The sequence below is a fragment of the Cereibacter sphaeroides 2.4.1 genome, from assembly GCF_000012905.2.
Classification (GTDB): domain Bacteria; phylum Pseudomonadota; class Alphaproteobacteria; order Rhodobacterales; family Rhodobacteraceae; genus Cereibacter_A; species Cereibacter_A sphaeroides.
Genome location: NC_007493.2, coordinates 2,971,452 through 2,997,041 on the forward strand (window position 1 = coordinate 2,971,452; position 25,590 = coordinate 2,997,041).

Sequence of the window (25,590 nt, forward strand, 5' to 3'; positions counted from 1 at the left end):
TCAGACGGGGCGGCTGAAGCGCGCGGCAAGCTCGACATGCGACGACCAGCGGAACTGGTCGACGACCTGCACCCAGTCGAGCCGGTAGCCGCCGCGCACCAGGATCAGCGCGTCGCGGGCGAAGGTCACGGGGTTGCAGGAGACGAAGGCCACGACCGGCACCGCGGCGCGGGCGAGCGCCCGGGTCTGAGCCTCGGCTCCGGCGCGTGGCGGATCGATCACCACGGCCTCGGTCTTGCGGAGCTCGTCGGGCTCGAGCGGGCGGCGGAACAGGTCGCGCGTTTCCACCGTCACCCGCTTCAGCCCCGGCGCCTGCCGCCAGCCGCGGTCGAGCGCCGCCATCATCGCCGCATCGCCCTCGACGGCATGGACCTCGGCCCCGGCTGCGAGCGGCAGGCTGAAGGTGCCCGCACCGCCAAAAAGATCCGTCACCGTTCGCGCTTCGCCGATGGCATCGCGCACGGCAGAAAGCAGCGCCGCCTCGCCCTCGGCCGTCGCCTGCAGGAAGGCGCTCGGCGGCGGAACCACACGCGCCGGCCCGAAGGCCTGCGCCGGGGGCACGCGGAGGGCAATGGTCTCGCCCTCCCACGTCAGCCGCGCGAGGGCCTGCGCCTCGGCCACCTGCGCGAGGGCCGCCCGCAGGCCCGCGTCGAGCGGCTTGCCGCCCGTCACCGCCACGTCGGGCCCGCCGAGGCTGCGCGTCACGGTGAGCGACAGCTCGCCCGAGCGCGAGCCGCCGGTCTTCACCAGCGCCTCGAGCGCGGGCATGGCCGCCATCAGGTCGGGATGCAGCAGCTTGCACTCGGGGATCGCGACGATCGTGCCCGACTGGCGGGCGTGGAAGCCCACGAGCGCGCCGCCCTTGGTGCGCCGCGCCGAGAGGGTCGCGCGCCGGCGCGAGGCGGGCGGTGAGACGGCGAGGGGGCGGAACGGCGCCTCGATCCCCTGTCCGGCGAGGGCCGAGCGCACGACCTCCTGCTTCCAGTCGGCCACGAATCCGTCGGAGGCATGCTGCAGCAGACAGCCGCCGCAGCTGCGGGCATGGGGACAGGGCGGGCGCACGCGGTCGGGCGAGGGCGTCACGATGCGCGGCGCGGCCATGCGGTCCTGCACCACCTCGCCCTCGACCGTCTCGCCCGGCAGCGCGCCGGACACGAAGACGCCCTGCCCGATGCCGTCGCCCAGATGGCCCAGCCTCTCGATGGTGACGATCACTCCGCGGCCTCTTCCTCGCAGTTCATGAAGCCGCCGCTTTGCCGGTTCCAGTAGCGCGCGTAAAGCCCGTTCCGCGCCAGCAGCTCTTCATGGGTGCCCTGCTCGGCCAGAAGACCCCGGTCGAGCACGAGGATCCGGTCCATCTCGGCGATGGTGGACAGCCGGTGGGCGATGGCCAGCACGGTCTTGCCCTGCATCACCCGCGCCAGCGCCTCCTGAATCGAGGCCTCGACCTCGCTGTCGAGCGCCGAGGTGGCCTCGTCCAGCACGAGGATCGGCGCATCCTTCAGGAAGGCCCGCGCCAGGGCGATCCGCTGCCGCTGTCCGCCCGAGAGCTTCACCCCGCGCTCGCCCAGGAAGGCGTCGTAGCCGTGACGGCCGGAATGATCGGCCATGGCGGCAATGAACTCGTCGGCCTCGGCGGCGCGGGCGGCGGCGATCATCTCCGCCTCGGTCGCGTCCGGACGGCCGTACATGATGTTGTCGCGCGCCGAGCGGTTGAACATTGCCGTCTCCTGCGTGACCATCGCGATCTGGCGGCGCAGGCTCTCCTGCGTGACCGACCGCAGATCCTGCCCGTCGATCAGCACGCGCCCCACCTCGGGGTCGTAGAGCCTGAGGAGGAGCGAGACGAGCGTCGACTTTCCCGCCCCCGACGCGCCCACGATGCCCAGCTTCTCGCCCGGCCGCACCGTCAGGTCGAGCCCGTGAAGCCCGCCCGAGCCGCGCCCGTAGGCGAAGCTCACCCCGTCGAAGCGGATCTCGCCCTGCACGCGGGCGAGCGGCAGCGCCCCCGGCCGGTCCGGCAGCGCGTGCGGCACCGAGAGGGTGCGCATCCCGTCCTCGACCTCGCCGATCGAGGTGTAGATCGATATGAGCGTGAAGCTCACCCAGCCCGACATCTGCGAGATCCGCATCGCGATGGCGCCGGCTGCGGCGATGGCCCCCGCGGTCGCCTCGCCCTGCTGCCACAGAAGGAGCGTGCCGCCGATCAGCAGCACCGGCAGCAGCCCCGAAAGCGTCATCAGGGCCGAGCGGAACCAGGTCGAGATCACGCCGAACTCGAGCGAGCGGTCGCGGAAGCTCTCCATCGCCCGCAGCGCCACCTGATCCTCGAAGGCGGCATGGGCGAAGAGTTTCACCGTCTTGATGTTGGTGATCGTGTCCACCACCTGCCCCGAGACCATGGCGCGGGCCGAGGCGCGGGCGGCGGAATTCTCGCGCACCTTGGGCAGGTAGTAGCGGATGAGCCCCAGATAGGCCACGAGCCACAGGCCCAGCGCCGCAGCCACCCGCCAGTCGACGGAGATCAGATAGAGCATCGAGGCCACGACCGAGGCCAGGGCGAAGGCCACGGTGTTGATGATCTCGGTCACGGCATCGGTGACGGCGCGCGCCGCCTGCATCTGCTTCTGCGCGATGCGGCCCGCGAAGTCGTTGTCGAAGAAGGTCACCGCCTGCCCCAGCGTCCAGCGGTGCAGGCGGCTCAGCACCAGCGGCAGGACGTTCGGCCCGATCACGATGGAGTTCGAGGCCGAGGACAGGCCGAAGGAGACCGGCCTCAGGAACAGGTAGAAGACGAGGAAGAGGGCCAGAAGACCGAGATGCTCGGTGAAGAAGGAGGCGGGATCCGAGGAGACGGCCGCATCGATCACCCAGCCGATGATCATGGCCGAAACCACCTCGAACGTGCCCGCCAGCGCCGAGAGCGCCGCCGCGGCCGCCAGCATCGGCCACGAGCCGCGCAGGCACCAGCGCATGAAGGCGCCGAGCGTCTGCGGCGGGGGTCCGTCCGCCGGGCGGAAGGCATCGATCAGGTTTCCAAGCCGCATCAGTCTCATTGCGCTTCATCCTCGGTGCCGATGAAGCCGCCGGACTGCCGTGTCCAGAACCGGGCATAGAGCCCGCCCCGCGCCAGAAGCTCGGCATGGCTTCCGATCTCGGCCACGCGGCCCTCCTCGAGCACGACGATCCGGTCCATCGCCGCGATGGTCGACAGGCGGTGCGCGATGGCGATCACGGTCTTGCCCTCCATCACCCGGTAGAGCGTCTCCTGAATGGCGGCCTCGACCTCGCTGTCGAGCGCCGAGGTGGCCTCGTCGAGGATGAGGATCGGCGCGTCCTTCAGCATGACGCGCGCCAGCACGATCCGCTGGCGCTGCCCGCCCGAGAGCTTCACGCCGCGCTCGCCCACATGGGCGTCGTAGCCGCGCCGGCCTTCGGGATCCTCCAGCGTCAGGATGAAGTCATGCGCCTCGGCCCGCTTGGCGGCGAGGATCATCTCCTCCTCGCTCGCATCGGGGCGGCCATACAGGATGTTGTCGCGCACCGACCTGTGCAGGAGGCTCGAATCCTGCTGCACCATGCCGATGGCGCGGCGCAGGCTTTCCTGCGTCACCTCGGTCACGTCCTGCCCGTCGATGAGGATCCGCCCCCTCTCGGGGTCGTAGAAGCGCAGCATGAGCTTCACGAGCGTGGATTTCCCCGCGCCCGAGCGGCCGACGATCCCCACCTTCTCGCCCGGCGCGATGGCAAGCGTCACCCGGTCGAGCCCGCCCGAGCCGCGGCCGTAATGGTGCGAGACCTGATCGAGTGCGATGCCGCCCTGCGTGAGCCGCAGGGGCCGCGCCCCCGGCTTGTCGACGAGGCCGATGGGCTGGGCGATGGTCTCCATCCCCTCGGCCACCACCCCCAGCGCCTGCACGAGCGAACTCGTGGCCCACATGATCCAGTAGGTCATGTTGTTCAGCCGCAGCACCAGAGCCGTCGAGGCGGCCACGATCCCCACGCTCGCCTGCCCCTGATACCAGAGCAGGATCGCCCAGCCCGTGACCGAGGTGATGAGCGCGCCGTTCAGAAGCGTCAGCGCCACATCCATGCGCGTGATGATCCGCATCTCGCGCTGGAAGGTGGTGCGGGCGGTCTCGATGGCCTCGCGGGCATAGGAGAGCTCGCGGTCGTGATGGGCGAAGAGCTTCACGGAATGGATGTTGGTATAGGCATCGACCACCCGCCCCGTCACCGCCGAGCGCGCGTCCGACGAGGCCTTGGCGGCAGGACCCGCGTGGCGGATCGTCCAGCGCACCAGCAGCGCATAGAGCGCGAACCACAGAATCAGCGGCAGGGTCAGGCGCGGGTCGGCATCCGCGAGCACGGCCACTGCGCCGATCACCGTGGTGATGGCGAAGGCGCCCGCGTCGAAGGTCTGGAAGACGGCATCGCCCGCCGCGGGCGGCGTCTGCATGATCCGGTTGGCGATCCGGCCGGCGAAGTCGCTCTCGAACCAGCCGACGGGCTGGCGCAGCACATGGTTGTGCGCCCGCCAGCGGATGAGCGTGCCGAAGTTCGGCAGGATCGTGTTGTGCAGTAGCGCCACATCCACCCCGGCCACCAGCGGTCGGATCAGGAGGATGGCCAGCGCCACCGCCAGGATCTCGGACCCGTGGCTCGCCCAGACCTCCTGCGGCGCACCCTCGGCCAGCAGGTCCACGAGACGGCCCACATACCAGATCAGCAGCACCTCGACGGACGCATTCAGCACCGACATCAGGCCGGTGATCGCGAACACCTTCCGGAAGGGCCGCACATAGTCCTTCAGGAAGGGCCACAGGCGGCGCGGCGGCGTATCGGTCCGATCCCAGGGCGCATAGGGATCGACCAGGTTCTCGAAGAAGCGGAACATCGGGGGCCTCGTTGGTGCCGCCAGAATATAGGTGTGTTTCCCCCGAAGGAAACGCGACACGTTCAGTCGAGCAGGGCGGCCCGGTCGAGGCGGAAGTCCGAGGCGATCCACCGCTCTTCGAGCGCGCGCAGGCGGGCGCCCAGCGCCGGACCCGCGAGCGCGGGCATCAGGTCGGCCGCAGCCACCGGGAAGCGCGCGGTGGCGCCGCGCTCCACCGCCGCTTCCCAGCCCGCCGGCGGAGGCGTCTCGGTCAGCGCCGCGCGGAGCAGCACCGCCCCGGCCCCCAGCCGGGCCCCCAGCCGGTAACCCTGCTCGGCAGGTGGCGCGCCGGCCAGCGCGGCCTCGCGCAGGCGCGCCAGCGCCGCGGCGTCCGCGCGCGACAGGCGCAGCCGGTCGGCCACCTCCGCGCCGCCGAGGCTCGCGAGCCGCAGAAGCCAGTCGGGCGCGCGCCCCTCCTCGAGATGGACCAGCACCGGCAGCGCCCGCGCCTCGGCGCCGGGCAGAACTACGGCCAGCACGCCCGCGCATTCCATGGACGCCACCGAGCGCGCGGGATCGTCGGCCGCCAGCAGCTTGCGCATCTCGGCGCCCACCCGCTCGCGCGAGAGCTGCGCCACGCCCTCGGCCCGCGCGGCACAGGCGGCGAGCCCCTCCGCGTCGAGCCCTTCGTCGGGCGCGCCGTAGATCGCATGAAAGCGGAAGAAGCGCAGGATGCGCAGGTAATCCTCCTCGATCCGCCGGATGGGATCGCCCACGAAGCGCACCCGTCGCGCGATCAGGTCGGGCAGCCCGCCCAGCGGGTCGATGACCGCGCCCGAGGCCTCGGCATAAAGCGCGTTCATCGTGAAGTCGCGCCGCGCCGCATCCTCGGCCACGTCGGTCGAGAAGGCCACCACGGCGTGGCGCCCGAAGGTCTCGACATCGCGGCGGAAGGTCGTGACCTCGTGCGGCACGCCGCCCGCGATCACCGTCACGGTGCCATGATCGATGCCGGTGGGCACCACCTTGAATCCGGCCGCCGCGGCCAGAGCCGAGACCGCCGCGGGCACTGCATCGGTCGCCAGATCGATGTCCGACACGGCCCGGCCCAGGAGTGCATTGCGCACGCAGCCGCCCACGAAGAGCGCGCGATGCCCCGCCTCGGTCAGCACGGCGCAGAGCCGCTGCGTCGTGGGCCGCACCAGCCAGTCGCCCGAGATCCTCATCCCTGCATCCTCCGCGCAAGACCGTGCAGGATGCGCGCCGTAGCCCCCCAGATGTAGTAGGGCCCATAGGGCACGACATAGTAGCGCCGCCAGCCGCCGCGCCAGAGCCGCTGCTCCACCCGGTAGCGGGAGAGATCGAGCAGGTGGGCGAGCGGCACGGTGAAGGCTTCCTCCACCTCGTCCTCCTGCGTCACCGGCACGAAGCGCCCGCGCACCTCGGCGAGGATGGGGATAACCGTGAAGCCCGTGACCGTCTCATGCGCAGGCAGGCGGCCGACGACCTCGACCATCTCGGCCGGAAGCCCGATCTCCTCGCGCGCCTCGCGCAGCGCGGCCTCCTCGGGGCTGGCATCCGTCGGGTCGATCTTGCCGCCCGGGAAGGCGATCTGTCCGGGATGATGCGCAAGATGCGAGGCCCGCTTGGTCAGGATGACCCGCGCCCCGCCCTCGCGCTGCCAGACCGGCACCAGCACCGCCGCCGCGCGCAGGCGGCGGTCGGGCGGCAGCACGATCTCGGGGTTCAGGTCATGGTCCGACGAGGCGGCGCCGCCGCTCTCCAGCGCGCGCCGCAGCGCCTCAGGCATCGTCGCTCCGGGCGCCGGTGCCGAGCGTCGCCGGGTCGAACTCGTAATGCGCGCCGCAGAACTGGCAGTCGGCCGTGACGATCCCCTCGTCGGTCGTCATCTCGGCGATCTCCTCGGGCGCATAGATCGAGAGCGACTCGCGCACCCGATCGGGCGAGCAGGAGCAGCCGAAGCGCAGCGTCTGCGCCTCGAACACCCGCGGCGCCTCCTCGTGGAACAGCCGCACGAGCAGGTCGGGCGGCTGGACAGAGGGGCCCACCAGCTCCAGATCCTCGACCGTATCGAGGAGCAGATTGGCCCGCGTCCAGTTCTCGCCTTCGTCACCCTCGAGGAGATCGCCATGCTGCAAAAGCCCGCCTTCGCCCGAGCCGCCCTCGCCCGCCACACCCGGCGAGGCCTTGGGCATGTGCTGGAGCATCACGCCGCCGCCCCGCCAGTGCGTCGCGCCATTGGCGGTGGACTGGCCGAAGGACAGGGCGAACCGGGTGGGCAACTGCTCGGACTGCGCGAAGTAGGTTTCGGCGCAGGCGGTGAGCGAGCCTCCGGCAATCGGCGTGATGCCCTGATAGGGCACCATCCCCTGCCCCTGATCGATCAGGATGGCGAAATAGCCCTCGCCGATCTGATCGAAGGCCCGTGCGCCCGGCTGCAGATCCTCGGCCACGAAGCTCGCATAGGCGCGGATCCTCGCGGGTTGCCCGTCCTCGGAAGGGCCGTAATAGTCGGTGGCGATCATCCGCACCGCACCGTTGCCGCGGATCTGCAGCGACAGCTTCCAGCGCAGCTTGATGGCCTGGCCGATCAGGGCGGTCAGAAGCGACGCCTCGGCCACCAGCGCCTCGATCTGCGGCGGGTAATCGTGCTTCGACAGCACCTCCTCGAGGACCCCGTCCAGCCGCACGACGCGGCCGCGGATGTCCGAGCGGTCAAGCTGGAAGGGCAGGACGGTATCGTCCCAGGCGATCTGTGAACCGATGGTCATGGGGTTTCCTTGAGGCATGAGCCTTGGCATACCGCCCCAATATAGGCGCGACAACCGGGGGACCAAGGGCAGATGATCAGGCGATACGGCGACCCCGTGCGGGCGGATCGGCACTATCGGCGCAGGCCGGGGGTCTATGCGGTGCTCCTGAGCGGCGACGACATCCTCACAACCTTTCAGGAGACGCCGCTGCCCGAGTTCCAGCTTCCGGGTGGCGGGATCGATCCGGGCGAGCATCCGATGGCGGCCCTGCACCGCGAGGTGCGGGAGGAAACCGGCTGGCGCATCGGCGGCCTCCGTCGGATCGGCGCCTTCCGCCGCTTTACCTACATGCCGGAATACGATCTCTGGGCCGAGAAGCTCTGCACGGTCTATCTCGCGCGTCCGATCCGCCGCCTTGGCCCGCCCACCGAACCGGGCCATCACGCCGTCTGGCTGCCGGTCGAGGAGGCGCTTGTGCGGCTCGGCAATGCGGGCGACCGGGCGCTTCTGGCGGCAGCCCTGCGCTGACGGCCTCGGGTCTCGGGCGCGCGCTCCTCACGGCCGGTAGTCGAAGAGCACGCCCGAGACATCGTCCCGGAAGTCTCCGCCGCCCATCCGCTCGTGGAGCGCCCAGACGAGAGCCTCCATCAGTTCCTCGGATCCGAGGCCCGCATGTTCGGCAAGCAGGCGCACCAGCCCTGCCTCTCCCAGCTCGTGCCCCGAGAGATCCGGGCATTCCGTCACCCCGTCCGACAGCAGAAAGAGCCGGTCGCCCGGCAGAAGCCGCGTCTCCGACCGCTCGAAGGTGGCGTCGGGGAGGAGACCCACGGGCAGTCCGCCCTGCCCCAGAAGCTCCACCCGCCCGCCGGCGCGCAGCACCACCGGATGCGGATGGCCCGCCTGCACCAGCGCCAGCGCCCCCGACCGCAGGTCGATCTCGGCATAGGCCATGGTGAAATACTGCTCCACCCCCAGATCCGCGATCATCATGCGGTTGAGGCGCGCGGCCAGGATCTCGGGCGGCCAGCTGTCATGCCCGGCGCACTGCCGGCAGGCGCCGTCCGACCGGGCCACCCCGCCGTCGGTCGAAAGGCCCGACAGGAGCCCCGCCAGCCGCGCCGTCATCAGGGCCGAGGCGACGCCATGACCCGAGACGTCGATCGAATAGAGCGCGATCCGCCCCGTACCGAGATCGAGAGAGCCCGCAAGATCGCCGCCGACATGACCGGAGGGCCGCAGGAGCAGCGTGACGGTCGAGCGGCCGAACCGCCGGGACCTGTCCCGGGCGAAGGACTGCTGCAACCGCCGCGCCTCGATCAGATCGCGGTCGAGCGACTCGTAGATGGTGCGCAGCTCCGAAAAGGCGCGCTCCAGAAGCTGGTTCTTGTCGACGAGCTCGGCCTGCATCGACAGCACCCGCTCGCCGGCCCGCAGGCGCGCCCTGAGTTCGTCGGGCGCCGCGGGCTTCACCAGATAGTCGTCGGCGCCGCAATCGAGGCCGTCGACCACCTCGCCGGTGCCGGACCGGGAGGTGAGCAGGATGAAGTAGCAATAGGCCTCGCCCGGCAGCGCCCGGATCCGGCGGCAGAGCTCCAGCCCCGACATGCCGGGCATCATCCAGTCGCTCAGCACGATATCGACGTCGCCGCCTTGGCACAGGGCCAGCGCCTCCGAGGCCGTTGCGGCCTCGCTCACCCGGTAGCCCCACCGCGCAAGCGAAAGCGCGACGAGCCGCCGCTGCGCCCGGCTGTCGTCCACGATCAGGACATGCCGGACGGGCGCGGAAGCGCCGTGCGCACCGGTTTCGGCCAACGGAAGGGATCGTGCATTCACTGGGGCATCTTCGGGATCGGCCTCGCGGCAAGTAGGGCCACGCTGACCCGGCACCGCTTAAGGCAGCGTGAAGGCTCAAATCATCCGAAACTGCCGGGATCATCCTCATCGGCCGTTAAGGCGGGCGCCCCAGTCTGGAGCGGCACATTCAACGAGCGGGCAGCATGATCGACTGGGGACGGGTTTCGGCATTGCGCGAGGAAGTCGGTCGCGAAGCGTTCGAGGAGGTCGTCCTCATGTTCCTCGAGGAGACGGACGAGACGATCCGCCGGCTCTCCGCTGCTCCGGTCGCGCCGCTCGATGAAATGCTGCACTTCCTGAAGGGATCGGCGCTGAACCTTGGCTTCAGATCGGTCTCGCGCCTCTGCCAGGAGGGCGAGCGGCTCGCCGCCTGCGGACGCGGTGCCGAGGTCGAGCTGGGCGTTCTGGTGACGAGCTACCGGCTGGCCCGGGTGGAGTTTCTCAAGGGACTCGAACGGATGGAGGCCGGCTAGACCAGAAACTCGGCCAGGGCATCGTCGCCGGTGATGTCGCGGTAGTTCAGCCCCGCCTCCTCCATCACCGCCGTCAGCCGCGCGAAATTCCCGGCCTCGCGGGTCTCGATCCCGATCAGGACCGATCCGAAGTTGCGCGCGGACTTCTTGAGATATTCGAAGCGCGCGATGTCGTCGTCGGGGCCGAGCATCATCAGGAACTCGCGCAGCGCGCCGGGGCGCTGCGGCATCCGCAGGATGAAGTATTTCTTGAGGCCCGAGTAGCGCTGCGCCCGCTCTTTCACCTCGGGCAGGCGCTCGAAGTCGAAATTGCCGCCCGAGGTCACGCAGACGACCGTGCGGCCGCGGATCCGGTCGGCCAGCTCCGGCAGGACGTCCACCGACAGCGCCCCCGCAGGCTCGAGCACGATGCCCTCGACGTTCAGCATCTCGAGCATGGTGATGCAGATCCGGTCCTCGGGCGCCAGATGCACCTGATCGGGGCGCACCCAGTCCAGCATCGAGAAGGGCAGCTGTCCCAGCCGCGCCACGGCGGCCCCGTCGACGAAGCTGTTCACGCGCGGCAGCGCCGTGGGGCCTCCCGCCTCCAGCGCGGCGAGAAGGCTGGCCCCCCCCCGCAGGCTCGACGAACCGGAAGTCGGTCTCCGGCGCCTCGCTCCGCAGGAAGGCCGTGACACCCGAAGCAAGCCCGCCGCCGCCCACCGGCAGCACCACCAGATCCGGCGCCCGGCCGAGCTGTTCGAGCAGCTCGACCCCCACACTCGCCTGCCCCTCGATCACGTCGGGATCGTCGAAGGGCGCGAGGAAATGCGCCTTCTGCTCGGCACACCAGGACTGGGCCGCGGCGAGGGTCTGGTCGAAATAGTCGCCCGTCAGCACGATCTCGACCGCTTCGCCGCCGAAGGTCCGCGTCTTGGCGATCTTCTGCTGCGGCGTCGTCACCGGCATGAAGATCGTGCCCTTCACGCCGAAATGCCGGCAGGCGTAAGCCACGCCCTGCGCATGATTTCCCGCCGAGGCGCAGACGAAGGACCGCTGGTCGGGGCGCGCATCGCGCACCTTCCGCATCGCCGTGAAGGCGCCGCGCAGCTTGTAGCTGCGCACCGGCGTCAGATCCTCGCGCTTGAGCCAGATGTCGGCACCGTAGCGGGCCGAAAGGTGATCGTTGCGCTGGAGCGGCGTCTCGGGGAAGAGATCGCGCAGGGCGCGGGTGGCGGCACGGGCGTTGCGGGCGAACTGGGTCATGCGCGCACCCTACCCGCTTCCTTGCGGCTCCGCCACGGGCCAGGTGCCGCCCGCGCCCCTTGTTCACAACGGCAAACTTCACTAGACCGGCGTGCAAACTTTCCCGCGATGGAGCCCTCCCATGTCCGCCCCGAAGAAAGTCGTCCTTGCCTATTCCGGCGGGCTCGACACCTCGATCATCCTGAAGTGGCTGCAGACCGAATATGGCTGCGAGGTCGTGACCTTCACCGCCGACCTCGGCCAGGGCGAGGAGCTTGAGCCCGCCCGCGAGAAGGCGGTGATGCTGGGCATCAAGCCAGAAAACATTTTCATTGAGGATGTGCGCGAAGAGTTCGTGCGCGACTTCGTCTTCCCGATGTTCCGGGCGAACGCGCTTTACGAAGGGCTCTATCTGCTCGGCACCTCGATCGCGCGGCCGCTGATCGCCAAGCGGCTGGTCGAGATCGCGGCCCAGACCGGCGCCGACGCGGTGGCCCACGGCGCCACCGGCAAGGGCAACGACCAGGTTCGCTTCGAACTGACGGCCTATGCGCTCGACCCGGCGATCAAGGTGATCGCGCCCTGGCGCGAATGGGACCTGACTTCGCGCACGAAACTCCTCGAATTCGCCGAACAGAACCAGATCCCGATCGCCAAGAACAAGCGCGGCGAAGCGCCCTTCTCGGTCGATGCGAACCTGCTGCACACCTCGTCCGAGGGCCGCGTGCTGGAGAACCCGGGCGAGGAAGCCCCGGATTACGTCTACCAGCGCACCGTCGATCCCGAGAAGGCGCCCGACGCGCCCGAGTTCGTGGAGATCGCCTTCGAGAAGGGCGATGCGGTCGCCATCAACGGCGAAGCCATGTCGCCCGCGACCATCCTCACGAAGCTCAACGAGCTTGGCGGCAAGCACGGGGTGGGCCGTCTCGATCTGGTGGAAAACCGTTTCGTCGGCATGAAGTCGCGCGGGATCTACGAGACGCCCGGCGGCACGATCCTGCTGGAGGCCCACCGCGGCATCGAACAGATCACGCTCGACTCGGGCGCAGGCCACCTGAAGGATTCGATCATGCCGCGCTATGCCGAGCTGATCTACAACGGCTTCTGGTACAGCCCCGAGCGCGAGATGCTTCAGGCACTGATCGACAAGTCGCAGGAACATGTCACCGGCACCGTGCGCGTCAAGCTTTACAAGGGCTTCGCCCGCACCGTCGCCCGTTGGTCGGAGCATTCGCTTTATTCCGAGAAGCACGTCACCTTCGAGGAGGATGCGGGCGCCTACGACCAGAAGGACGCGGCCGGCTTCATCCGGCTGAACGCCCTGCGGCTGAAGCTGATCGCGACACGCAACGCCCGCGTGAAGGGCTGAGGCTGGAACCGGCGCCCTGCGGCGCCGGTTGACCTTCTTTCCCAAGGGAGAGGAGACCCTGCAATGAGCCTCAAGAAAGTCCTCGGGCTGATGCTGGCCTCGCGCATGGCCGGCCGCGGCGGCCGCACGGGAGGGCTCGGCTCTGCCGCCGTCCTCGGCTCGAGCGTGAGCAAGAAGGCCGGGATGGCGGCGCTGGCCTACATGGCCTATCGCGCCTATCAGGATCATCAGGCGCGCAACCCGGGCGGCACGACCCGGACTGCGGGCGGCACGGGCGGCATCGGCGGCATGATCGGCGGCATCGTCGACAGCCTGACCGGACAGCAGGGCGATGCCGGTCAGACCTCGGCCGCTCCTGCCGGCGCGGCGATGGGGCAGTCGCCCGAGGATGCGATTTCCGACGCCAAGGCGCTCCTGCTGCTGCAGGCGATGGTGGCCGCGGCCTGGGCCGACGGCGCGATCTCTCTGGACGAACGGCAGCGGATCCTCGACCAGCTCGATGCGGCGGGTGCGGACGACAGCGACCGGCGGCTCGTCGAGCGCGAGGTCGCCCATCCGCAGCCGCTCGACCGGCTGCTGGAGCAGGTCCGCGATCAGGAGACCGCCGAGCAGTTCTATCTCGCCTCGCGCGCCGCGGTGGATCCGACCACCAGCGCCAACAAATCCTACCTCTGCACCCTCCGCGGGCGGCTGAACCTCTCGGAGGCGGAAGTGCGCGAGGTGGAAGCCTTCACGTCCTGATGCGGAAGGCGGCAAGGCGCTCGTAATGCGGCAGCGCCTGCCGGGCGAGGTCCGCATAATGCGGGGCAAGGTCCGGCAGCGGGCCTTCGGGATCCTCGAAGCCCGAAGAGAGATGCACGGCGCCGTACCAGTGCGGCGCCCAGACGCCGTCGGCCTTGTGTCCGCCCGCAGGCCAGCGCAGCATGGCCTCGGTGAAGGGGAGGCCCAAGGCCGCACAGAGGGCCGTCAGCATCCCTTTCGGGTCCTGCCGGACGTCCGCGCTGTCCACCACGAGAGGCGGGCGACCCAGCCATTGCGCCACCTCGTCGAAGAGCTTGGCCTGCTGCACGAAGCCGATGTCGGCGAGACTGGGACCCTCGCGCTTTTTGGCGTAGCTCGCTACGACCCGCGTCGGGTGGCGGATCAGAAAAACATTTTCGCAGTCCCGCATGAAGCCTCGGTCGAAGGACGGGATCATGTGCAGCGTCATGTGCTTCTGGTAGAAGATCGGCTCGCCGAGCGGTGCCTCTCCGCTGCATCTGTCGGCGATGACGGAAGCGTCCGTCTCGTGCGCGGCAAGGATCTCGGCGCGCATCGGATGGTCGATCCCCGTGGCCTTGAGATAGGCGGCGTAGAAGGGTTCGTCCCAGATGCCGCAATCGCCCCGCGCGGCGAAGGAATACATCATGGCCGTGGAGAGGTTCCGCGGCCCGGACCACATGGCGATCCTCATGCTGCCACCAAGGCCTTGTAGAGGCCGCGGAGGCGCTCGGTCAGGGGGCCCATTTCGCCCGTGCCGATCCGCCGACCGTCGATCGAGCCCACGGGGGTCTGCGCGCCGAAGGTGCCGGTCAGGAAAGCCTCGTCGGCGGAGTAGGTCTCGACCAGCGAGAAGTTCTTCTCGAAGACGGGAATGCCGGCCTCGCGGCAGATGCGGATGACCTTGCCGCGGGTGATGCCGTTCATGCAGTAGTCGCCCGTCGAGGTCCAGACCTCGCCCTTTCTCACGATGAAGAAGTTACAGGCGTTGGTCGTGTTCACGAACCCATGCACGTCCAGCATCAGCGCCTCGTCCGCGCCCGCCTTCTCGGCCGCGATGCAGGCGAGGATGCAGTTCAGCTTGGAATGCGAGTTCAGCTTCGGATCCTGGCTCATCGGCAGGCCGCGGATATGGGGCACGGTGGCAAGCCGGATCGGCCGCGGGATCTTCGGCTTGGAATGTTCCATGATGATCGCGACGGTGGGCCCCTGCCGCGAGAGCGACGGATGCTGGAAGGGCCGCGTCTTGACCCCGCGCGTCACCATCAGCCGGGCATGGGCGTCTGTCGTCATGCCGTTCGCCGCCGCCGTGTCGAGGATCGCCTGCCGGAGCGCGGCTCGGTCCATCCCGATGTCGAGGTCGATGGCCAAGGCCGCCTCGAACAGCCGGTCGAGATGCTCGTCGAGAAAGGCCCAGCGCCCATCGTAGAGGCGGATGCCCTCCCACACACCGTCGCCGAGCATGAAGCCCGAGTCGTAGACCGACACCAGCGCCTCGGCCCTGGGCAGGATCCGCCCGTTCAGCCAGAGGCGGATGGTCTCGTTCCGAGCATCTTCCTCGGCCTGGTGGGTGGTAACGTGATCGGTCATCGGCGGCTCCCTGTTCCCGCCGACGCTAGACCGGAGAGGGCCCGCCCGCCAAGGGGGGCAGAGGCGTCAGCCGAGGAAGGCGTCCACCTCTTCGGCCGTGGGCATGGCCTCGGCCGCGCCCGGACGCGTGACCTGAAGCGCGGCGGCCGCGGATGCCCGGCGCATCGCCTCTGCCGGAGCAAGCCCGGCATCGAGCGCCGCGGCAAGGTTTCCCGTGAAACAGTCGCCCGCACCCACCGTGTCGACGGCCGTCACGGGAAAAGCGGGAACGGAGAGCCGATCCTCGCCCGGCACGAGCCATTCGGCACCCCGGGCGCCGAGGGTCACGACCATCGCCACCTCGGGCAGCGCCCCGAGCGCGGCTCTCAGGGCCGCCGCTTCGCCCTCGTTCATCACGAGGAGGCTGACATAGGGCAGGACGGCCTGCACGGCGCCGATCTCGAACGGGGCGGCGCAATAGATCACCCTCAGGCCCCGCTGCGAAGCCAGACGCGCCGCCTCGACCTGCGCCGAAGTCTCGTTCTGCAGAAGGAGCGTATCGCCCGGGCCCGCCGCGGCGAGCGCCGCCGTCACCGTGGCCGCATCGAGCGTCCGGTTGGCGCCCGGGAAGATCACGATGGTATTCTCGGCCTCTTCATCCAGGTTGATGATGGCATGGCCGGTGGCGACCTCGCCCACCGCCACATGGGTCACGTCGACGCCCGCCGCAGCCATCCAGTCGCGCGCCCAGCGCCCCTCGGGCCCGACCGCGCCGACATGAAGGATCCGTGCCCCGGCCCGCGCCGCGGCGACGGACTGGTTGGCGCCCTTGCCGCCGAGACCCACGCTGTAGCTTTCGGCCTCGAGCGTCTCTCCGGGCGCCGGCAAGTGCGGCATCCGGTAGACATGGTCGATGTTGATCGAGCCCAGATTGAGCAGCATCACCCCACCTTGCACGCGGCCATCACGGCCATGTTGAGAATGTCATTGACCGTCGAGTTCACGCCGCAGATCTGGATCGGCTTCGACACGCCGGTGAGAATGGGACCGATCACGGTCGCCCCCGCCATCTCCTGCATGAGCTTGATCGAGATCGACGACGAGTGCCGCGCCGGAACCACGAGGATATTGGCAGGACCCGTGAGCCGGCAGAAGGGATATTGCGCCATGGCTGTCTTGTTCAGCGCCACGTCGACGGTCATCTCGCCCTCATATTCGAAATCGACCTTCATCCCGTCGAGCACGCGCGAGGCCTCGCCCATCTTGGCCGCCCGCTCCGAGACCGGATAACCGAAGGTCGAGAAGGAGACGAAGGCCACCCGCGGCTCGAGCCCGAGGTTGCGTGCCACCCGCGCCGACTTGATCGCAATGTCGGCCAGATCCTCGGCCTCGGGCCATTCATGGACCAGCGTGTCGGCGATGAGCACGATGCGGCCCTTGTGCAGCAGCGCCGTCACACCCACCGCGCCGTCCGAGGCCTTGGCATCGAACACATGGTTGATGAGCTGCATCACATAGGCCGATTTGCGCGTGGCGCCCGTCACCAGCCCGTCGCCGTGCCCATGCGCCAGCATCAGCGCCGAGAAGACATGCCGGTCGCGCGTGGCCAGCCGCTGGATGTCGTAGCTGTCGAAGCCGCCGCGCTGGAGACGGTTGTAAAGGAAGCTCTTGTAGGCCTCCATGTGGCGCGAATTGGCGGCGTTCACCACCTCGAGCTCGCGCACCGCATCGCCGAGGCCCGTCGCCTCGAGCTTCTCGCGCACGTCCTGCTCGCGGCCCACGACCAGCGCCTTGCCCATGCCGGCGCGCTGATAGGCCACGGCCGCGCGCAGCACGCGCGGATCGTCGCCCTCGGCGAAGATCATCCGGGCCTGCGCCGCCTTGGCCCGGGCATGGATGCCCTGCAGGATCGAGGCGGTCGGGTCCATCCGGGACTTCAGCGCCAGCTCGTAGCCCTGAAGGTCGATGATGGGCCGCCGCGCGACGCCCGTATCCATGCCGGCCTTCGCCACCGCGGGCGGGATCGTGTAGATCAGCCGCGGGTCGAAGGGCGTGGGAATGATGTAGTCGCGCCCGAACGAGAGCTTGCGCCCGTAGGCCATCGCCACCTCATCCGGCACGTCCTCGCGCGCGAGCTGCGCCAGCGCCCGGGCGCAGGCGATCTTCATCTCGTCGTTGATCGCGCGGGCGTGGATGTCGAGCGCGCCCCGGAAGAGATAGGGGAAGCCCAGCACGTTGTTGACCTGGTTCGGATAGTCCGACCGGCCCGTGGCCACGATGGCGTCGGCGCGGACCGCCTGCGCCTCCTCGGGCGTGATCTCGGGATCGGGGTTGGCCATGGCGAAGATCACCGGATTGTCGGCCATGCTCCTGACCATCTCGGGCGTGACCGCGCCCTTGGCCGAGACGCCGAGGAACACATCGGCCCCTGCCATCGCCTCTTCCAGCGTGCGCAGCTCGGTGCGCGCGGCATGGGCCGACTTCCACTGGTTCATGCCCTCGGTGCGGCCCTGCCAGATCACGCCCTTGGTGTCGCACATGATGCAGTTGTCGTGGCGCGCGCCCATGGTCTTGAGGAGCTCCAGACAGGCGATCCCCGCCGCCCCCGCGCCGTTCAGCACGATGCGGCAATCCTCGATCTTCTTGCCCGACAGCTCCAGCGCGTTGATGAGACCCGCCGCGCAGATCACCGCCGTGCCGTGCTGGTCGTCATGGAACACCGGAATGTCCATGAGCTCCTTCAGCCGCTGCTCGATCATGAAGCACTCGGGCGCCTTGATGTCCTCGAGGTTGATGCCGCCGAAGGTCGGCCCCATCAGCTTCACCGCCTGGATGATCTCGTCCGGATCCTCGGTGTCGAGCTCGATGTCGATGGCGTTCACGTCGGCGAAGCGCTTGAAGAGCACCGCCTTGCCCTCCATCACCGGCTTCGAGGCCATCGCCCCGAGATTGCCCATGCCGAGGATCGCGGTCCCGTTCGAAATCACCGCCACCATGTTGCCCTTGACCGTATAGTCGTAGACCGTCTCGGGCGCGTCGGCGATCGCCTGCACCGGGACGGCCACCCCCGGCGAATAGGCGAGGCTCAGGTCGCGCTGCGTGGCCATCGGCGTCGAGGCGGTGATCTCGTATTTGCCGGGCCGCGGTTCCAGATGGTAGAGAAGCGCCTCTTCGGGCGTGATCTTGGTCTTGGTCATGAGGGGGCCATCCTGTGCAAGCACGGCCCTTCTAGCGCCGCCCCGCCCTCGCAACAATGACCAAGGATTTGCGGCTTTTCCCCGCAGAGGGGCTTTTGTAGGGTCGCCCGACCGAAGTGGAAGGGGGCAGCGTGAGCGACGACACCGTCACGCCGATGATGGCGCAATATCTCGAGATCAAGGCGCAGAACCCCGGCGCCATCCTGTTCTACCGGATGGGCGACTTCTACGAGATGTTCTTCGACGACGCGGCTCTGGCCGCCGAGGCGCTCGACATCGCGCTCACCAAGCGCGGCAAGCACCGCGGCGAGGATATCGCCATGTGCGGCGTGCCCATCCATGCGGCCGAGGGCTATCTTCTCACGCTGATCCGCAAGGGCTTCCGCGTGGCCATCGCCGAGCAGATGGAGGATCCGGCCGAGGCGAAGAAGCGCGGCTCCAAGTCCGTGGTCCGGCGCGAGGTCGTGCGCCTCGTCACGCCCGGCACGCTGACCGAGGACACGCTGCTCGAAGCGCGGCGGCACAACTACCTCTGCGCCTTCGCCGAGATCCGCGACGAGGCGGCACTGGCCTGGGCCGACATCTCGACGGGTGAGCTCAGCGTCACGGCCTGCCCGCTGCCGCGCCTCATGCCCGAACTGGCCCGCCTCGCCCCGCGCGAGCTGCTGGTGGCCGACGAGCGGGAGCTCGACTGGATCGAGGAGGTGGGCTGCGCGCTGACGCCGCTCTCGCGGGCGAGCTTCGACAGCGCCTCGGCCGAGAAGCGGCTCTGCGCGCTCTTCGGCGTGGGCACGCTCGAAAGCTTCGGCAATTTCACCCGGGCCGAGCTTTCGGCCATGGGGGCGCTGGTCGACTACCTCGACCTCACCCAGCGCGGCAAGCTGCCGCTCCTGCGCCCGCCCGTGCGCGAGACAGTAGGCGGCACGGTCCAGATCGACGCCGCCACCCGTCGCAACCTCGAGATCACGCAGGCGCTTGCCGGAGGCCGCGACGGCTCGCTCCTCTCCGCCGTGGATCGCACCGTCACCGCTCCGGGCGCGCGCCTGCTCGAACGGCGGCTCTCGAGCCCCACCCGCGACCTCGGCCTGATCCACGAGAGGCTCGGCGCGGTGCGCTGGCTGACCGAAGAGCCGCGCCTGCGCGAGGAAATGCGCGCGAGCCTCCGCCGCGTGCCCGACATGGACCGCGCCCTCTCGCGGCTGGCACTCGACCGGGCCGGTCCCCGCGATATGGCCGCGATCCGGGCAGGCCTCGCCCAGGCCCAGGAGATCGCGCAGCGGATGCCCGCCGAGGCGCCCGCCCTCGTCACCCGCGCACTCGAGGCGCTCGGCGGCCACGAGGCGCTGGTGGATCTCCTCGATCAGGCTCTCGTGGCCGAGCCGCCGCTTCTCGCCCGCGACGGCGGCTTCATCGCACAGGGGTTCGATGCGGATCTCGACGAGACGCGCCGCCTGCGCGACGAGGGCCGCGGCGTCATCGCCTCGATGCAGGCGGGCTTCATCGAGGTGACCGGCATCCAGAGCCTGAAGATCAAGCACAACAACGTGCTGGGCTATTTCATCGAGGTCACCTCGACCCATGCCGAGAAGATGCTCTCGGCCCCGCTCTCCGAGCGATTCATCCACCGCCAGACCACCGCCGGGCAGGTGCGCTTCACGACGGTGGAGCTGTCGGAGCTGGAAACGCGGATCCTGAACGCGGGCAACCGCGCGCTCGACCTCGAGAAGATGCATTTCGCAGCCCTGCGGACGGCGATCCTCGATCTCGCCGGCCAGATCGGTCGCGCCGCCCGGTCGCTGGCCGAGCTCGACCTGATCTCGGCCTTCGCCGACCTCGCGGTGACCGAGGACTGGACCGAGCCCGAGATCGACGACAGCCGCGCCTTCGCCATCGAGGCCGGGCGCCATCCGGTCGTCGAGCGCGCCCTGCGCCGCACCGGCACGCCCTTCGTCGCCAACCACTGCGACCTCTCCACCGGCGAGACGCCGGCGGTCTGGCTCATCACCGGGCCGAACATGGCCGGCAAATCCACCTTCCTGCGCCAGAACGCCCTGATCGCGCTCCTCGCACAGGCGGGCAGCTTCGTTCCGGCCCGCCGCGCCCATATCGGCCTCGTGAGCCAGATCTTCAGCCGCGTCGGCGCCTCGGACGATCTGGCGCGCGGCCGCTCGACCTTCATGGTCGAGATGGTCGAAACCGCGGCCATCCTGAATCAGGCCGACGACCGCGCTCTCGTGATCCTCGACGAGATCGGCCGCGGCACCGCCACCTGGGACGGGCTCTCCATCGCCTGGGCCACGCTCGAACATCTGCACGACCGGAACCGCTGCCGCGCCCTTTTCGCCACCCACTACCACGAGATGACCGCGCTGGCGGGCAAGCTCAAGGGCGTGGAAAACGCGACCGTCGCGGTGAAGGAATGGGAAGGCGACGTGATCTTCCTGCACGAGGTGCGGCGCGGTGCGGCCGACCGCTCCTACGGCGTGCAGGTCGCACGGCTTGCGGGCCTGCCCGCCTCGGTGATCGAGCGCGCACGCACCGTGCTCGACGCGCTCGAGTCAGGCGAGCGCGAGAGCGGCGGGCGACGCCAGACGCTCATCGACGACCTGCCGCTCTTCCGCGCGGCCCCGCCGCCGCCCGCGCCCGCGGCGCCGAAGACCTCACCCGTGGAAGAGCGGCTGCGCGAGATCCAGCCCGACGACCTCAGCCCGCGCGAGGCGCTGAAGCTCCTCTACGATCTCCGCGCGCTGCTGACCTGAGGCCGCTTTCATTCTGGCCGAAATATCCCGCGGGGGAGCCCGACCCCCGGGGTCGGGCGGGGGGGGCGCGCAGCCCCCCGTCCCGGGCGGCCACAGGCGCGCCCGCTGGCGCTCAGGCGCCGGTGTTCGAGGAAACGCCCACCTGCGCCGGACGCAGCAGCCGGTCGTGGATCATGAAGCCCTCGGTCATCACCTGAATGATCTGGCCGGCCTTGGTGCCGGGCACCGGAGCCTCGAACATCGCCTGATGCTGCTGCGGGTCGAACGTGTCGCCCACCTGCGGCGTGATCGGGCGCACGCCATGCTTGTTCATCACGTTGCGCAGTTCGCGAAGCGTGAGTTCCACGCCCTCGATCAGGGCCGCCGCCGCGGCGCGCTGCTCGTCGGTCGCCACCTCGAGCGCGCGGCTCAGGTTGTCGTAGACCGGCAGCAGGTCGCGCGCGAGCCGCGTGCCGCCATATTGCTCGGCCTCGCGCCGGTCGCGGTCGGCCCGCTTGCGGCTGTTCTCGGCATCCGCCAGCGCCCGCATGAATCGGTCGCGCAATTCGTCGCGCTCGGCGCGCAGGGTCTCGAGTTCGTCGATCTCCGGCGCCTCCGTCAGTTCGGGCGCTTCGACAGTTTCTTCCCGGGGTGCCTGGTCCTCGGCCATCTCGTCTTTCCTTGCGTTCGTCATGCTCGTCATCCCTTGCCGCGGTCGGACACCAGCCGACCCACCAGCTGCGCCGTGTAATCGACGATCGGGACGATACGGCCGTAGTTCAGCCGCGTCGGACCGATCACGCCAATGGCGCCGATGATCTTTCGATCCGCGTTCATATAGGGAGAGACCACCAGAGAGGAACCCGAAAGTGAGAAAAGCTTGTTTTCCGAGCCGATGAAAATGCGCACACCCTCGCCCGCCTCGGTCAGTTCCAGATATTCCGCGATGTCCCTCTTGCGCTCCAGATCGTCGAAGAGCGTGCGGATCCGCTCGAAATCGGCGGCCTCCGCCCCGCCTTCCAGCAGGTGCGACTGCCCCCGAACGATCAGCCGCTCCGACTGCTCGCCCGGGTTCTCCCAGACGGCCAGCCCGCTCTGGACCAGATCGTGCGCCAGCGCGTCGATCTCCTGGCGTCGGCGGGTGATCTCCTGCCCGATGGTCTGGCGCAGGTCGCCGAGCGTCCGCCCTTCGACCAGCGCATTCAGGAAGTTCGCCGCCTCGCGCATCGACGAGGCGGTCTGACCCGACGGCGGGCGGAAGACCCGGTTCTCGACGTGCCCGTCCGCAAAGACCAGCACCACCAGAGCCCGATCCGCGCCGAGGCTCACGAATTCGATGTGGCGGATCGCCGCCTCGTGCTTCGGCGCAAGCACGAGGCTCGCCCCCTGGGTGACCGCCGACAGCGTGGCCCCCACCCGGTCGAGGAGCGAGACCACGTCGTGCTCGTTGCCCCCGAAGGTCGAGTCGATGCGCTCGCGGTCCTTCTCCGAGACCTGGCCCACCTCGAGCAGCCCGTCCACGAACATCCGCAGGCCGAGCTGGGTCGGGATCCGTCCCGCGGACACATGCGGGCTGTCGAGCAGGCCCAGATATTCCAGATCCTGCATCACATTGCGGATCGTGGCGGCGCTCACCTTCTCGGACATGTGCCGGGTAAGGGTGCGCGAGCCCACCGGATCGCCCGAGGCGAGATAGCCTTCCACCACGCGGCGGAAGACCTCGCGCGAGCGGTCGTTCATCTCCGAGAGCATCCTGCGGCCTTCGTTCATCCTGCTGCCTTCCAAGCGACTGCCGACTTTAGCGAGGCCCCGCGCCGCCCGTCAATCGGGCTCGCCGTCAATCAGGGTTGCATCCCGGCCCGCCCGGGGCCTATCTGACGGCGGTCCAGAGATGAGGTTTTCCATGCGTCCTTCCGGCAGAAAACTCGACCAGATGCGGTCGGTTTCCATCGAGCCCAATGTGATGAAACATGCCGAGGGCTCGTGCCTTATCCGCATGGGCGAAACGCATGTGCTCTGCTCGGCCTCGATCGAGGACAAGCCCCCGCCGTTCCTGAAGAATACCGGCCTCGGCTGGGTGACGGCCGAATATGGCATGCTGCCGCGCGCCACCACCTCGCGCAACCGCCGCGAGGCGGCCGCGGGCAAGCAGAGCGGCCGCACGCAGGAGATCCAGCGCCTGATCGGCCGGGCGCTCCGCGCGGGCGTCGACCGCTCCGCCCTCGGCGAGCGCCAGATCGTGATCGACTGTGACGTGCTGCAGGCCGACGGCGGCACCCGCTGCGCCTCGATCACGGGCGGCTGGGTCGCGCTGCGGCTCGCGGTGAACAAGCTGCTAAAGGCGGGGATCATCGTCTCGGATCCGATCGTCGATCATGTGGCGGCCGTGTCCTGCGGGATCTACGCGGGCCAGCCGGTGCTGGATCTCGACTATGCCGAGGATTCGACCGCCGGCACCGACGGCAACTTTGTCCTCACCGGCCGCAGCCGGATGATCGAGGTGCAGATGTCGGCCGAAGGTGCGAGCTTCTCGCGCGACGAGATGGGGCAGCTTCTCGACCTCGCCGAGGCGGGCATCGCCGAACTGGTGGCCGCGCAGAAGGCTGCCCTCGGATGACGCGGAAATTCTCGGGCGACCGCCTGCTCGTCGCCACCCACAACAAGGGCAAGCTCGAAGAGATCCAGCATCTCTTCGAGCCTCTGGGCATCGAGGTCGTCTCGGCGGGAGAGCTGGGCCTGCCCGAGCCGGAAGAGACCGAAACCACCTTCGCGGGCAATGCGCGCATCAAGGCCCATGCGGCGGCGAAGGCCGCCGACATGGTGGCGCTGGCCGACGATTCCGGGATCACCATCGACGCGCTGGACGGCGCGCCGGGCGTCTATACGGCCGACTGGGCCATGACCCCCACGGGGCGGGACTTCGTGAAGGCCATGACCGACACCTGGGCCAGGCTCGAAGCGGTGAACGCCCCCTTCCCGCGCCGCGCGCAGTTCCGCTGCACGCTGGTCCTCGCCTGGCCCGACGGCCATGACGAGGTCTTCGAAGGCGTGATGCCGGGACAGGTCGTCTGGCCGATGCGGGGCCAGCAGGGCCACGGCTACGACCCGATCTTCCAGCCCGATGGCAGCGAGCTCACCTTCGGCGAGATGGACCGCTGGGAGAAGAACGAGATCAGCCACCGCGCCCGCGCCTTCCGCAACCTCATGCAGGGCTGTTTCAAATGAGGCGCATCTCCAGCGGCTCGCCGTTCGAGGCCACGATGGGCTATTCGCGCGCCGTGGTGAAGGGCGGCTGGTGTTTCGTCTCGGGCGTCACCGGCTATGACTATGCCACCATGACCATGCCCGAGGACATCGCAGCCCAAGGGCGAAACTGCTTCGCCACCATCGCACGCGTTCTTGAGGAGGCCGGTTTCACGATGGCCGACATCGTGCGGGTGCAGTATACGGTCACCGATGCGGCGCTGGTCGAGGCGCTGGTCCCCGTTCTGGGGGACGTGCTGGGCGAGATCCGCCCGGCCGCGACCATGGTCATCGCCGGGCTGATCCGCCCCGAGATGCTGGTCGAGATCGAGGTGACAGCCTTCAAGGGGTAGCGATGGACGACTGGCGGAACGGCGGCTTCGGGCTTTACCTGCACTGGCCGTTCTGTCAGTCGAAATGCCCCTACTGCGACTTCAATTCCCACGTCGCGGCCACCATCGACCAGGGGCGCTGGCAGCGCGCCTATCTCTCCGAAATCCGCCGTCTGGGCGCCGAGACCGAAGGCCGGGTGCTGAACTCGGTCTTCTTCGGCGGCGGCACGCCCTCGCTGATGGAGCCCGACCTCGTGGCGGCCATCCTCGAGACGGTGCGCGCCACCTGGCCGCTCGCCAACGATCTGGAGGTGACGCTCGAGGCCAATCCGGGCTCGGTCGAGGCCGGGCGCTTCCGGGGCTATCGCGCAGCGGGCGTGAACCGCATCTCGATGGGCATTCAGGCGCTGAACGACGCGGACCTGAGGAAGCTCGGGCGGCTCCATACGGTGGCCGAGGCGCGGGCCGCGTTCGACGTGGCCCGCACGACCTTCGACCGGGTGAGCTTCGACCTGATCTATGCCCGGCAGGATCAGCCGCTGGAGCATTGGCGCAGCGAACTGACCGAGGCGCTGACGATGGCCGCCGATCACCTCTCGATGTATCAACTTACAGTTGAAGACGGCACGGCTTTCGGCGACCGTTTCAAGCGGGGCAAGCTGCGGGGGCTGCCGGAAGAGGAGCTGTCGGCGGACATGTATGCGCTGACGCAGGATCTGTGCGAGGCGGCGGGCCTGCCCGCCTATGAAGTCTCCAATCACGCGCGGCCGGGCGCCGAATCGCGGCACAATCTGATCTACTGGCGCGGCGGCGACTATGCGGGCGTGGGACCCGGCGCCCACGGGCGCCTCACCTTTCCGACCGGACGCTGGGCGACCGAAGCCCCCAGGGCACCCGCCGCCTGGCTCGAGCGCGTGGAACGCGACGGCACTGGCGAAGGCCCGCGGGTCCGACTGGACGCCGAGGATCATGCGCTCGAATATCTGATGATGTCCCTCCGCCTGCGTGAGGGGCTCGACCGCGGGCGCCATGCGGCGCTCGCCGGGCGGCCACTGGACGAGCGGCGGGTCGCGGACCTGCGGGAGATGGGCATGATCGACACGGACGACGAGCGGATCTTCGCGACGACCGAGGGCCGGATGGTCCTCAATTCCGTCATCACCGCTCTGGCGGGGGCGTAGG

The 25,590-nt window shown here is 69.2% G+C and carries 22 protein-coding genes and 1 pseudogene; 9 read left to right on the top strand and 14 right to left on the bottom strand.

The window, feature by feature from the left end; genetic code table 11:
* The 6 genes from RSP_RS14390 to hslO all read right to left on the bottom strand — a co-directional run bounded on the left by RSP_RS14390 (position 1) and on the right by hslO (position 7,668).
* Positions 1–1,215 carry a class I SAM-dependent RNA methyltransferase gene (locus RSP_RS14390; protein WP_011338785.1) on the bottom strand — a complete coding sequence of 405 codons (1,215 nt, stop codon included), beginning with the start codon at positions 1,213–1,215 and terminating at the stop codon, positions 1–3.
* Positions 1,212–3,056, bottom strand: coding sequence for an ABC transporter ATP-binding protein (locus tag RSP_RS14395; protein ID WP_011338786.1), 1,845 nt, complete (start codon positions 3,054–3,056; stop codon positions 1,212–1,214). Before RSP_RS14395 ends, RSP_RS14390 begins: the two co-directional genes overlap by 4 nt.
* Positions 3,053–4,897, bottom strand: a complete 1,845-nt coding sequence (locus RSP_RS14400) for an ABC transporter ATP-binding protein (protein WP_011338787.1) — start codon at positions 4,895–4,897, stop codon at positions 3,053–3,055. The genes RSP_RS14395 and RSP_RS14400 overlap by 4 nt, the downstream gene beginning before the upstream one ends.
* Before the next feature lie 62 nt (positions 4,898–4,959).
* Positions 4,960–6,102 carry a CCA tRNA nucleotidyltransferase gene (locus tag RSP_RS14405; protein WP_011338788.1) on the bottom strand — a complete coding sequence of 381 codons (1,143 nt, stop codon included), beginning with the start codon at positions 6,100–6,102 and terminating at the stop codon, positions 4,960–4,962.
* Positions 6,099–6,686 (bottom strand): CoA pyrophosphatase, encoded by a 588-nt coding sequence (locus RSP_RS14410; RefSeq protein WP_011338789.1) that lies wholly within the window; start codon positions 6,684–6,686, stop codon positions 6,099–6,101. The genes RSP_RS14405 and RSP_RS14410 overlap by 4 nt, the downstream gene beginning before the upstream one ends.
* A complete protein-coding gene (gene hslO, locus RSP_RS14415; RefSeq protein ID WP_002721690.1) occupies positions 6,679–7,668 on the bottom strand; it encodes an Hsp33 family molecular chaperone HslO in 990 nt (329 codons plus the stop codon). The genes RSP_RS14410 and hslO overlap by 8 nt, the downstream gene beginning before the upstream one ends.
* 72 nt (positions 7,669–7,740) lie before the next feature.
* Between hslO and RSP_RS14420 the strand changes: the two genes are divergently transcribed.
* Positions 7,741–8,178, top strand: coding sequence for an NUDIX hydrolase (locus RSP_RS14420; RefSeq protein WP_011338790.1), 438 nt, complete (start codon positions 7,741–7,743; stop codon positions 8,176–8,178).
* Positions 8,179–8,205: 27 nt separating this feature from the next.
* Here RSP_RS14420 and RSP_RS14425 read toward each other — a convergent pair whose 3' ends face one another.
* A complete protein-coding gene (locus RSP_RS14425; protein WP_017139992.1) occupies positions 8,206–9,462 on the bottom strand; it encodes a PP2C family protein-serine/threonine phosphatase in 1,257 nt (418 codons plus the stop codon).
* A 185-nt stretch (positions 9,463–9,647) separates the two neighbouring features.
* Between RSP_RS14425 and RSP_RS14435 the strand changes: the two genes are divergently transcribed.
* The gene (locus RSP_RS14435) at positions 9,648–9,977 is read left to right on the top strand and encodes an Hpt domain-containing protein (protein WP_011338792.1); all 330 of its coding nucleotides are present in this window, start codon (positions 9,648–9,650) and stop codon (positions 9,975–9,977) included.
* Here the strand turns inward: RSP_RS14435 and ilvA are convergent.
* A pseudogene (gene ilvA, locus RSP_RS14440) lies at positions 9,974–11,222 on the bottom strand (threonine ammonia-lyase IlvA). The gene RSP_RS14435 and the pseudogene ilvA overlap by 4 nt on opposite strands.
* A gap of 121 nt (positions 11,223–11,343) precedes the next feature.
* Here ilvA and RSP_RS14445 point away from each other — a divergent pair.
* Entirely contained in the window at positions 11,344–12,570 is a 1,227-nt protein-coding gene (locus RSP_RS14445; RefSeq protein ID WP_002721701.1) for an argininosuccinate synthase, read from the top strand.
* A 63-nt stretch (positions 12,571–12,633) separates the two neighbouring features.
* Positions 12,634–13,311 carry a tellurite resistance TerB family protein gene (locus RSP_RS14450; protein WP_017139994.1) on the top strand — a complete coding sequence of 226 codons (678 nt, stop codon included), beginning with the start codon at positions 12,634–12,636 and terminating at the stop codon, positions 13,309–13,311.
* Here the strand turns inward: RSP_RS14450 and RSP_RS14455 are convergent.
* The 4 genes from RSP_RS14455 to RSP_RS14470 form a co-directional block, all read right to left on the bottom strand.
* The gene (locus RSP_RS14455; RefSeq protein ID WP_011338794.1) at positions 13,301–14,023 is read right to left on the bottom strand and encodes a sulfotransferase-like domain-containing protein; all 723 of its coding nucleotides are present in this window, start codon (positions 14,021–14,023) and stop codon (positions 13,301–13,303) included. The genes RSP_RS14450 and RSP_RS14455 overlap by 11 nt on opposite strands.
* Positions 14,020–14,919 carry a D-amino acid aminotransferase gene (locus RSP_RS14460; protein WP_011338795.1) on the bottom strand — a complete coding sequence of 300 codons (900 nt, stop codon included), beginning with the start codon at positions 14,917–14,919 and terminating at the stop codon, positions 14,020–14,022. The genes RSP_RS14455 and RSP_RS14460 overlap by 4 nt, the downstream gene beginning before the upstream one ends.
* Positions 14,920–14,985: 66 nt before the next feature.
* Positions 14,986–15,840: a ribokinase gene (locus RSP_RS14465; RefSeq protein WP_011338796.1), complete on the bottom strand. Its 855-nt coding sequence runs from the start codon at positions 15,838–15,840 to the stop codon at positions 14,986–14,988.
* Positions 15,840–18,095, bottom strand: coding sequence for an NADP-dependent malic enzyme (locus RSP_RS14470; protein WP_017139995.1), 2,256 nt, complete (start codon positions 18,093–18,095; stop codon positions 15,840–15,842). The genes RSP_RS14465 and RSP_RS14470 overlap by 1 nt, the downstream gene beginning before the upstream one ends.
* 131 nt (positions 18,096–18,226) lie before the next feature.
* Here RSP_RS14470 and mutS point away from each other — a divergent pair, with 131 nt between their 5' ends.
* On the top strand, positions 18,227–20,854 hold the full coding sequence (gene mutS / locus RSP_RS14475; protein ID WP_011338798.1) for a DNA mismatch repair protein MutS: 2,628 nt from the start codon (positions 18,227–18,229) through the stop codon (positions 20,852–20,854).
* Positions 20,855–20,966: 112 nt separating this feature from the next.
* Here the strand turns inward: mutS and RSP_RS14480 are convergent, their stop codons facing one another.
* Both RSP_RS14480 and hrcA read right to left on the bottom strand, forming a co-directional pair.
* Entirely contained in the window at positions 20,967–21,527 is a 561-nt protein-coding gene (locus tag RSP_RS14480) for a nucleotide exchange factor GrpE (protein ID WP_017139997.1), read from the bottom strand.
* 5 nt (positions 21,528–21,532) lie between these two features.
* A complete protein-coding gene (hrcA, locus tag RSP_RS14485; protein WP_002721709.1) occupies positions 21,533–22,603 on the bottom strand; it encodes a heat-inducible transcriptional repressor HrcA in 1,071 nt (356 codons plus the stop codon).
* 133 nt (positions 22,604–22,736) lie between these two features.
* Here hrcA and rph point away from each other — a divergent pair, with 133 nt between their 5' ends.
* From rph to hemW, 4 genes are read left to right on the top strand one after another with little or no spacing between them, the layout of a single operon-like run.
* A complete protein-coding gene (gene rph, locus RSP_RS14490) occupies positions 22,737–23,450 on the top strand; it encodes a ribonuclease PH (RefSeq protein WP_011841941.1) in 714 nt (237 codons plus the stop codon).
* On the top strand, positions 23,447–24,058 hold the full coding sequence (gene rdgB, locus RSP_RS14495; RefSeq protein WP_011338801.1) for an RdgB/HAM1 family non-canonical purine NTP pyrophosphatase: 612 nt from the start codon (positions 23,447–23,449) through the stop codon (positions 24,056–24,058). The genes rph and rdgB overlap by 4 nt, the downstream gene beginning before the upstream one ends.
* Positions 24,055–24,429 carry a RidA family protein gene (locus tag RSP_RS14500; protein ID WP_002721714.1) on the top strand — a complete coding sequence of 125 codons (375 nt, stop codon included), beginning with the start codon at positions 24,055–24,057 and terminating at the stop codon, positions 24,427–24,429. The genes rdgB and RSP_RS14500 overlap by 4 nt, the downstream gene beginning before the upstream one ends.
* A 2-nt stretch (positions 24,430–24,431) precedes the next feature.
* On the top strand, positions 24,432–25,589 hold the full coding sequence (hemW, locus tag RSP_RS14505; RefSeq protein ID WP_011338802.1) for a radical SAM family heme chaperone HemW: 1,158 nt from the start codon (positions 24,432–24,434) through the stop codon (positions 25,587–25,589).
* The last annotated feature ends 1 nt before the right edge of the window (position 25,590 follow it).

Bases quoted from the DNA above. Each gene is read 5' to 3' on its own strand.
- RSP_RS14395 (WP_011338786.1), bottom strand. From the start codon at position 3,056: ATGAGACTGATGCGGCTTGGAAACCTGATCGATGCCTTCCGCCCGGCG.
- RSP_RS14400 (WP_011338787.1), bottom strand. From the start codon at position 4,897: ATGTTCCGCTTCTTCGAGAACCTGGTCGATCCCTATGCGCCCTGGGAT.
- RSP_RS14405 (WP_011338788.1), bottom strand. From the start codon at position 6,102: ATGAGGATCTCGGGCGACTGGCTGGTGCGGCCCACGACGCAGCGGCTC.
- RSP_RS14410 (WP_011338789.1), bottom strand. From the start codon at position 6,686: ATGCCTGAGGCGCTGCGGCGCGCGCTGGAGAGCGGCGGCGCCGCCTCG.
- hslO (WP_002721690.1), bottom strand. From the start codon at position 7,668: ATGACCATCGGTTCACAGATCGCCTGGGACGATACCGTCCTGCCCTTC.
- RSP_RS14420 (WP_011338790.1), top strand. From the start codon at position 7,741: ATGATCAGGCGATACGGCGACCCCGTGCGGGCGGATCGGCACTATCGG.
- RSP_RS14435 (WP_011338792.1), top strand. From the start codon at position 9,648: ATGATCGACTGGGGACGGGTTTCGGCATTGCGCGAGGAAGTCGGTCGC.
- RSP_RS14445 (WP_002721701.1), top strand. From the start codon at position 11,344: ATGTCCGCCCCGAAGAAAGTCGTCCTTGCCTATTCCGGCGGGCTCGAC.
- RSP_RS14450 (WP_017139994.1), top strand. From the start codon at position 12,634: ATGAGCCTCAAGAAAGTCCTCGGGCTGATGCTGGCCTCGCGCATGGCC.
- RSP_RS14455 (WP_011338794.1), bottom strand. From the start codon at position 14,023: ATGAGGATCGCCATGTGGTCCGGGCCGCGGAACCTCTCCACGGCCATG.
- RSP_RS14460 (WP_011338795.1), bottom strand. From the start codon at position 14,919: ATGACCGATCACGTTACCACCCACCAGGCCGAGGAAGATGCTCGGAAC.
- RSP_RS14465 (WP_011338796.1), bottom strand. From the start codon at position 15,840: ATGCTGCTCAATCTGGGCTCGATCAACATCGACCATGTCTACCGGATG.
- RSP_RS14470 (WP_017139995.1), bottom strand. From the start codon at position 18,095: ATGACCAAGACCAAGATCACGCCCGAAGAGGCGCTTCTCTACCATCTG.
- RSP_RS14480 (WP_017139997.1), bottom strand. From the start codon at position 21,527: ATGACGAACGCAAGGAAAGACGAGATGGCCGAGGACCAGGCACCCCGG.
- hrcA (WP_002721709.1), bottom strand. From the start codon at position 22,603: ATGAACGAAGGCCGCAGGATGCTCTCGGAGATGAACGACCGCTCGCGC.
- rph (WP_011841941.1), top strand. From the start codon at position 22,737: ATGCGTCCTTCCGGCAGAAAACTCGACCAGATGCGGTCGGTTTCCATC.
- rdgB (WP_011338801.1), top strand. From the start codon at position 23,447: ATGACGCGGAAATTCTCGGGCGACCGCCTGCTCGTCGCCACCCACAAC.
- RSP_RS14500 (WP_002721714.1), top strand. From the start codon at position 24,055: ATGAGGCGCATCTCCAGCGGCTCGCCGTTCGAGGCCACGATGGGCTAT.
- hemW (WP_011338802.1), top strand. From the start codon at position 24,432: ATGGACGACTGGCGGAACGGCGGCTTCGGGCTTTACCTGCACTGGCCG.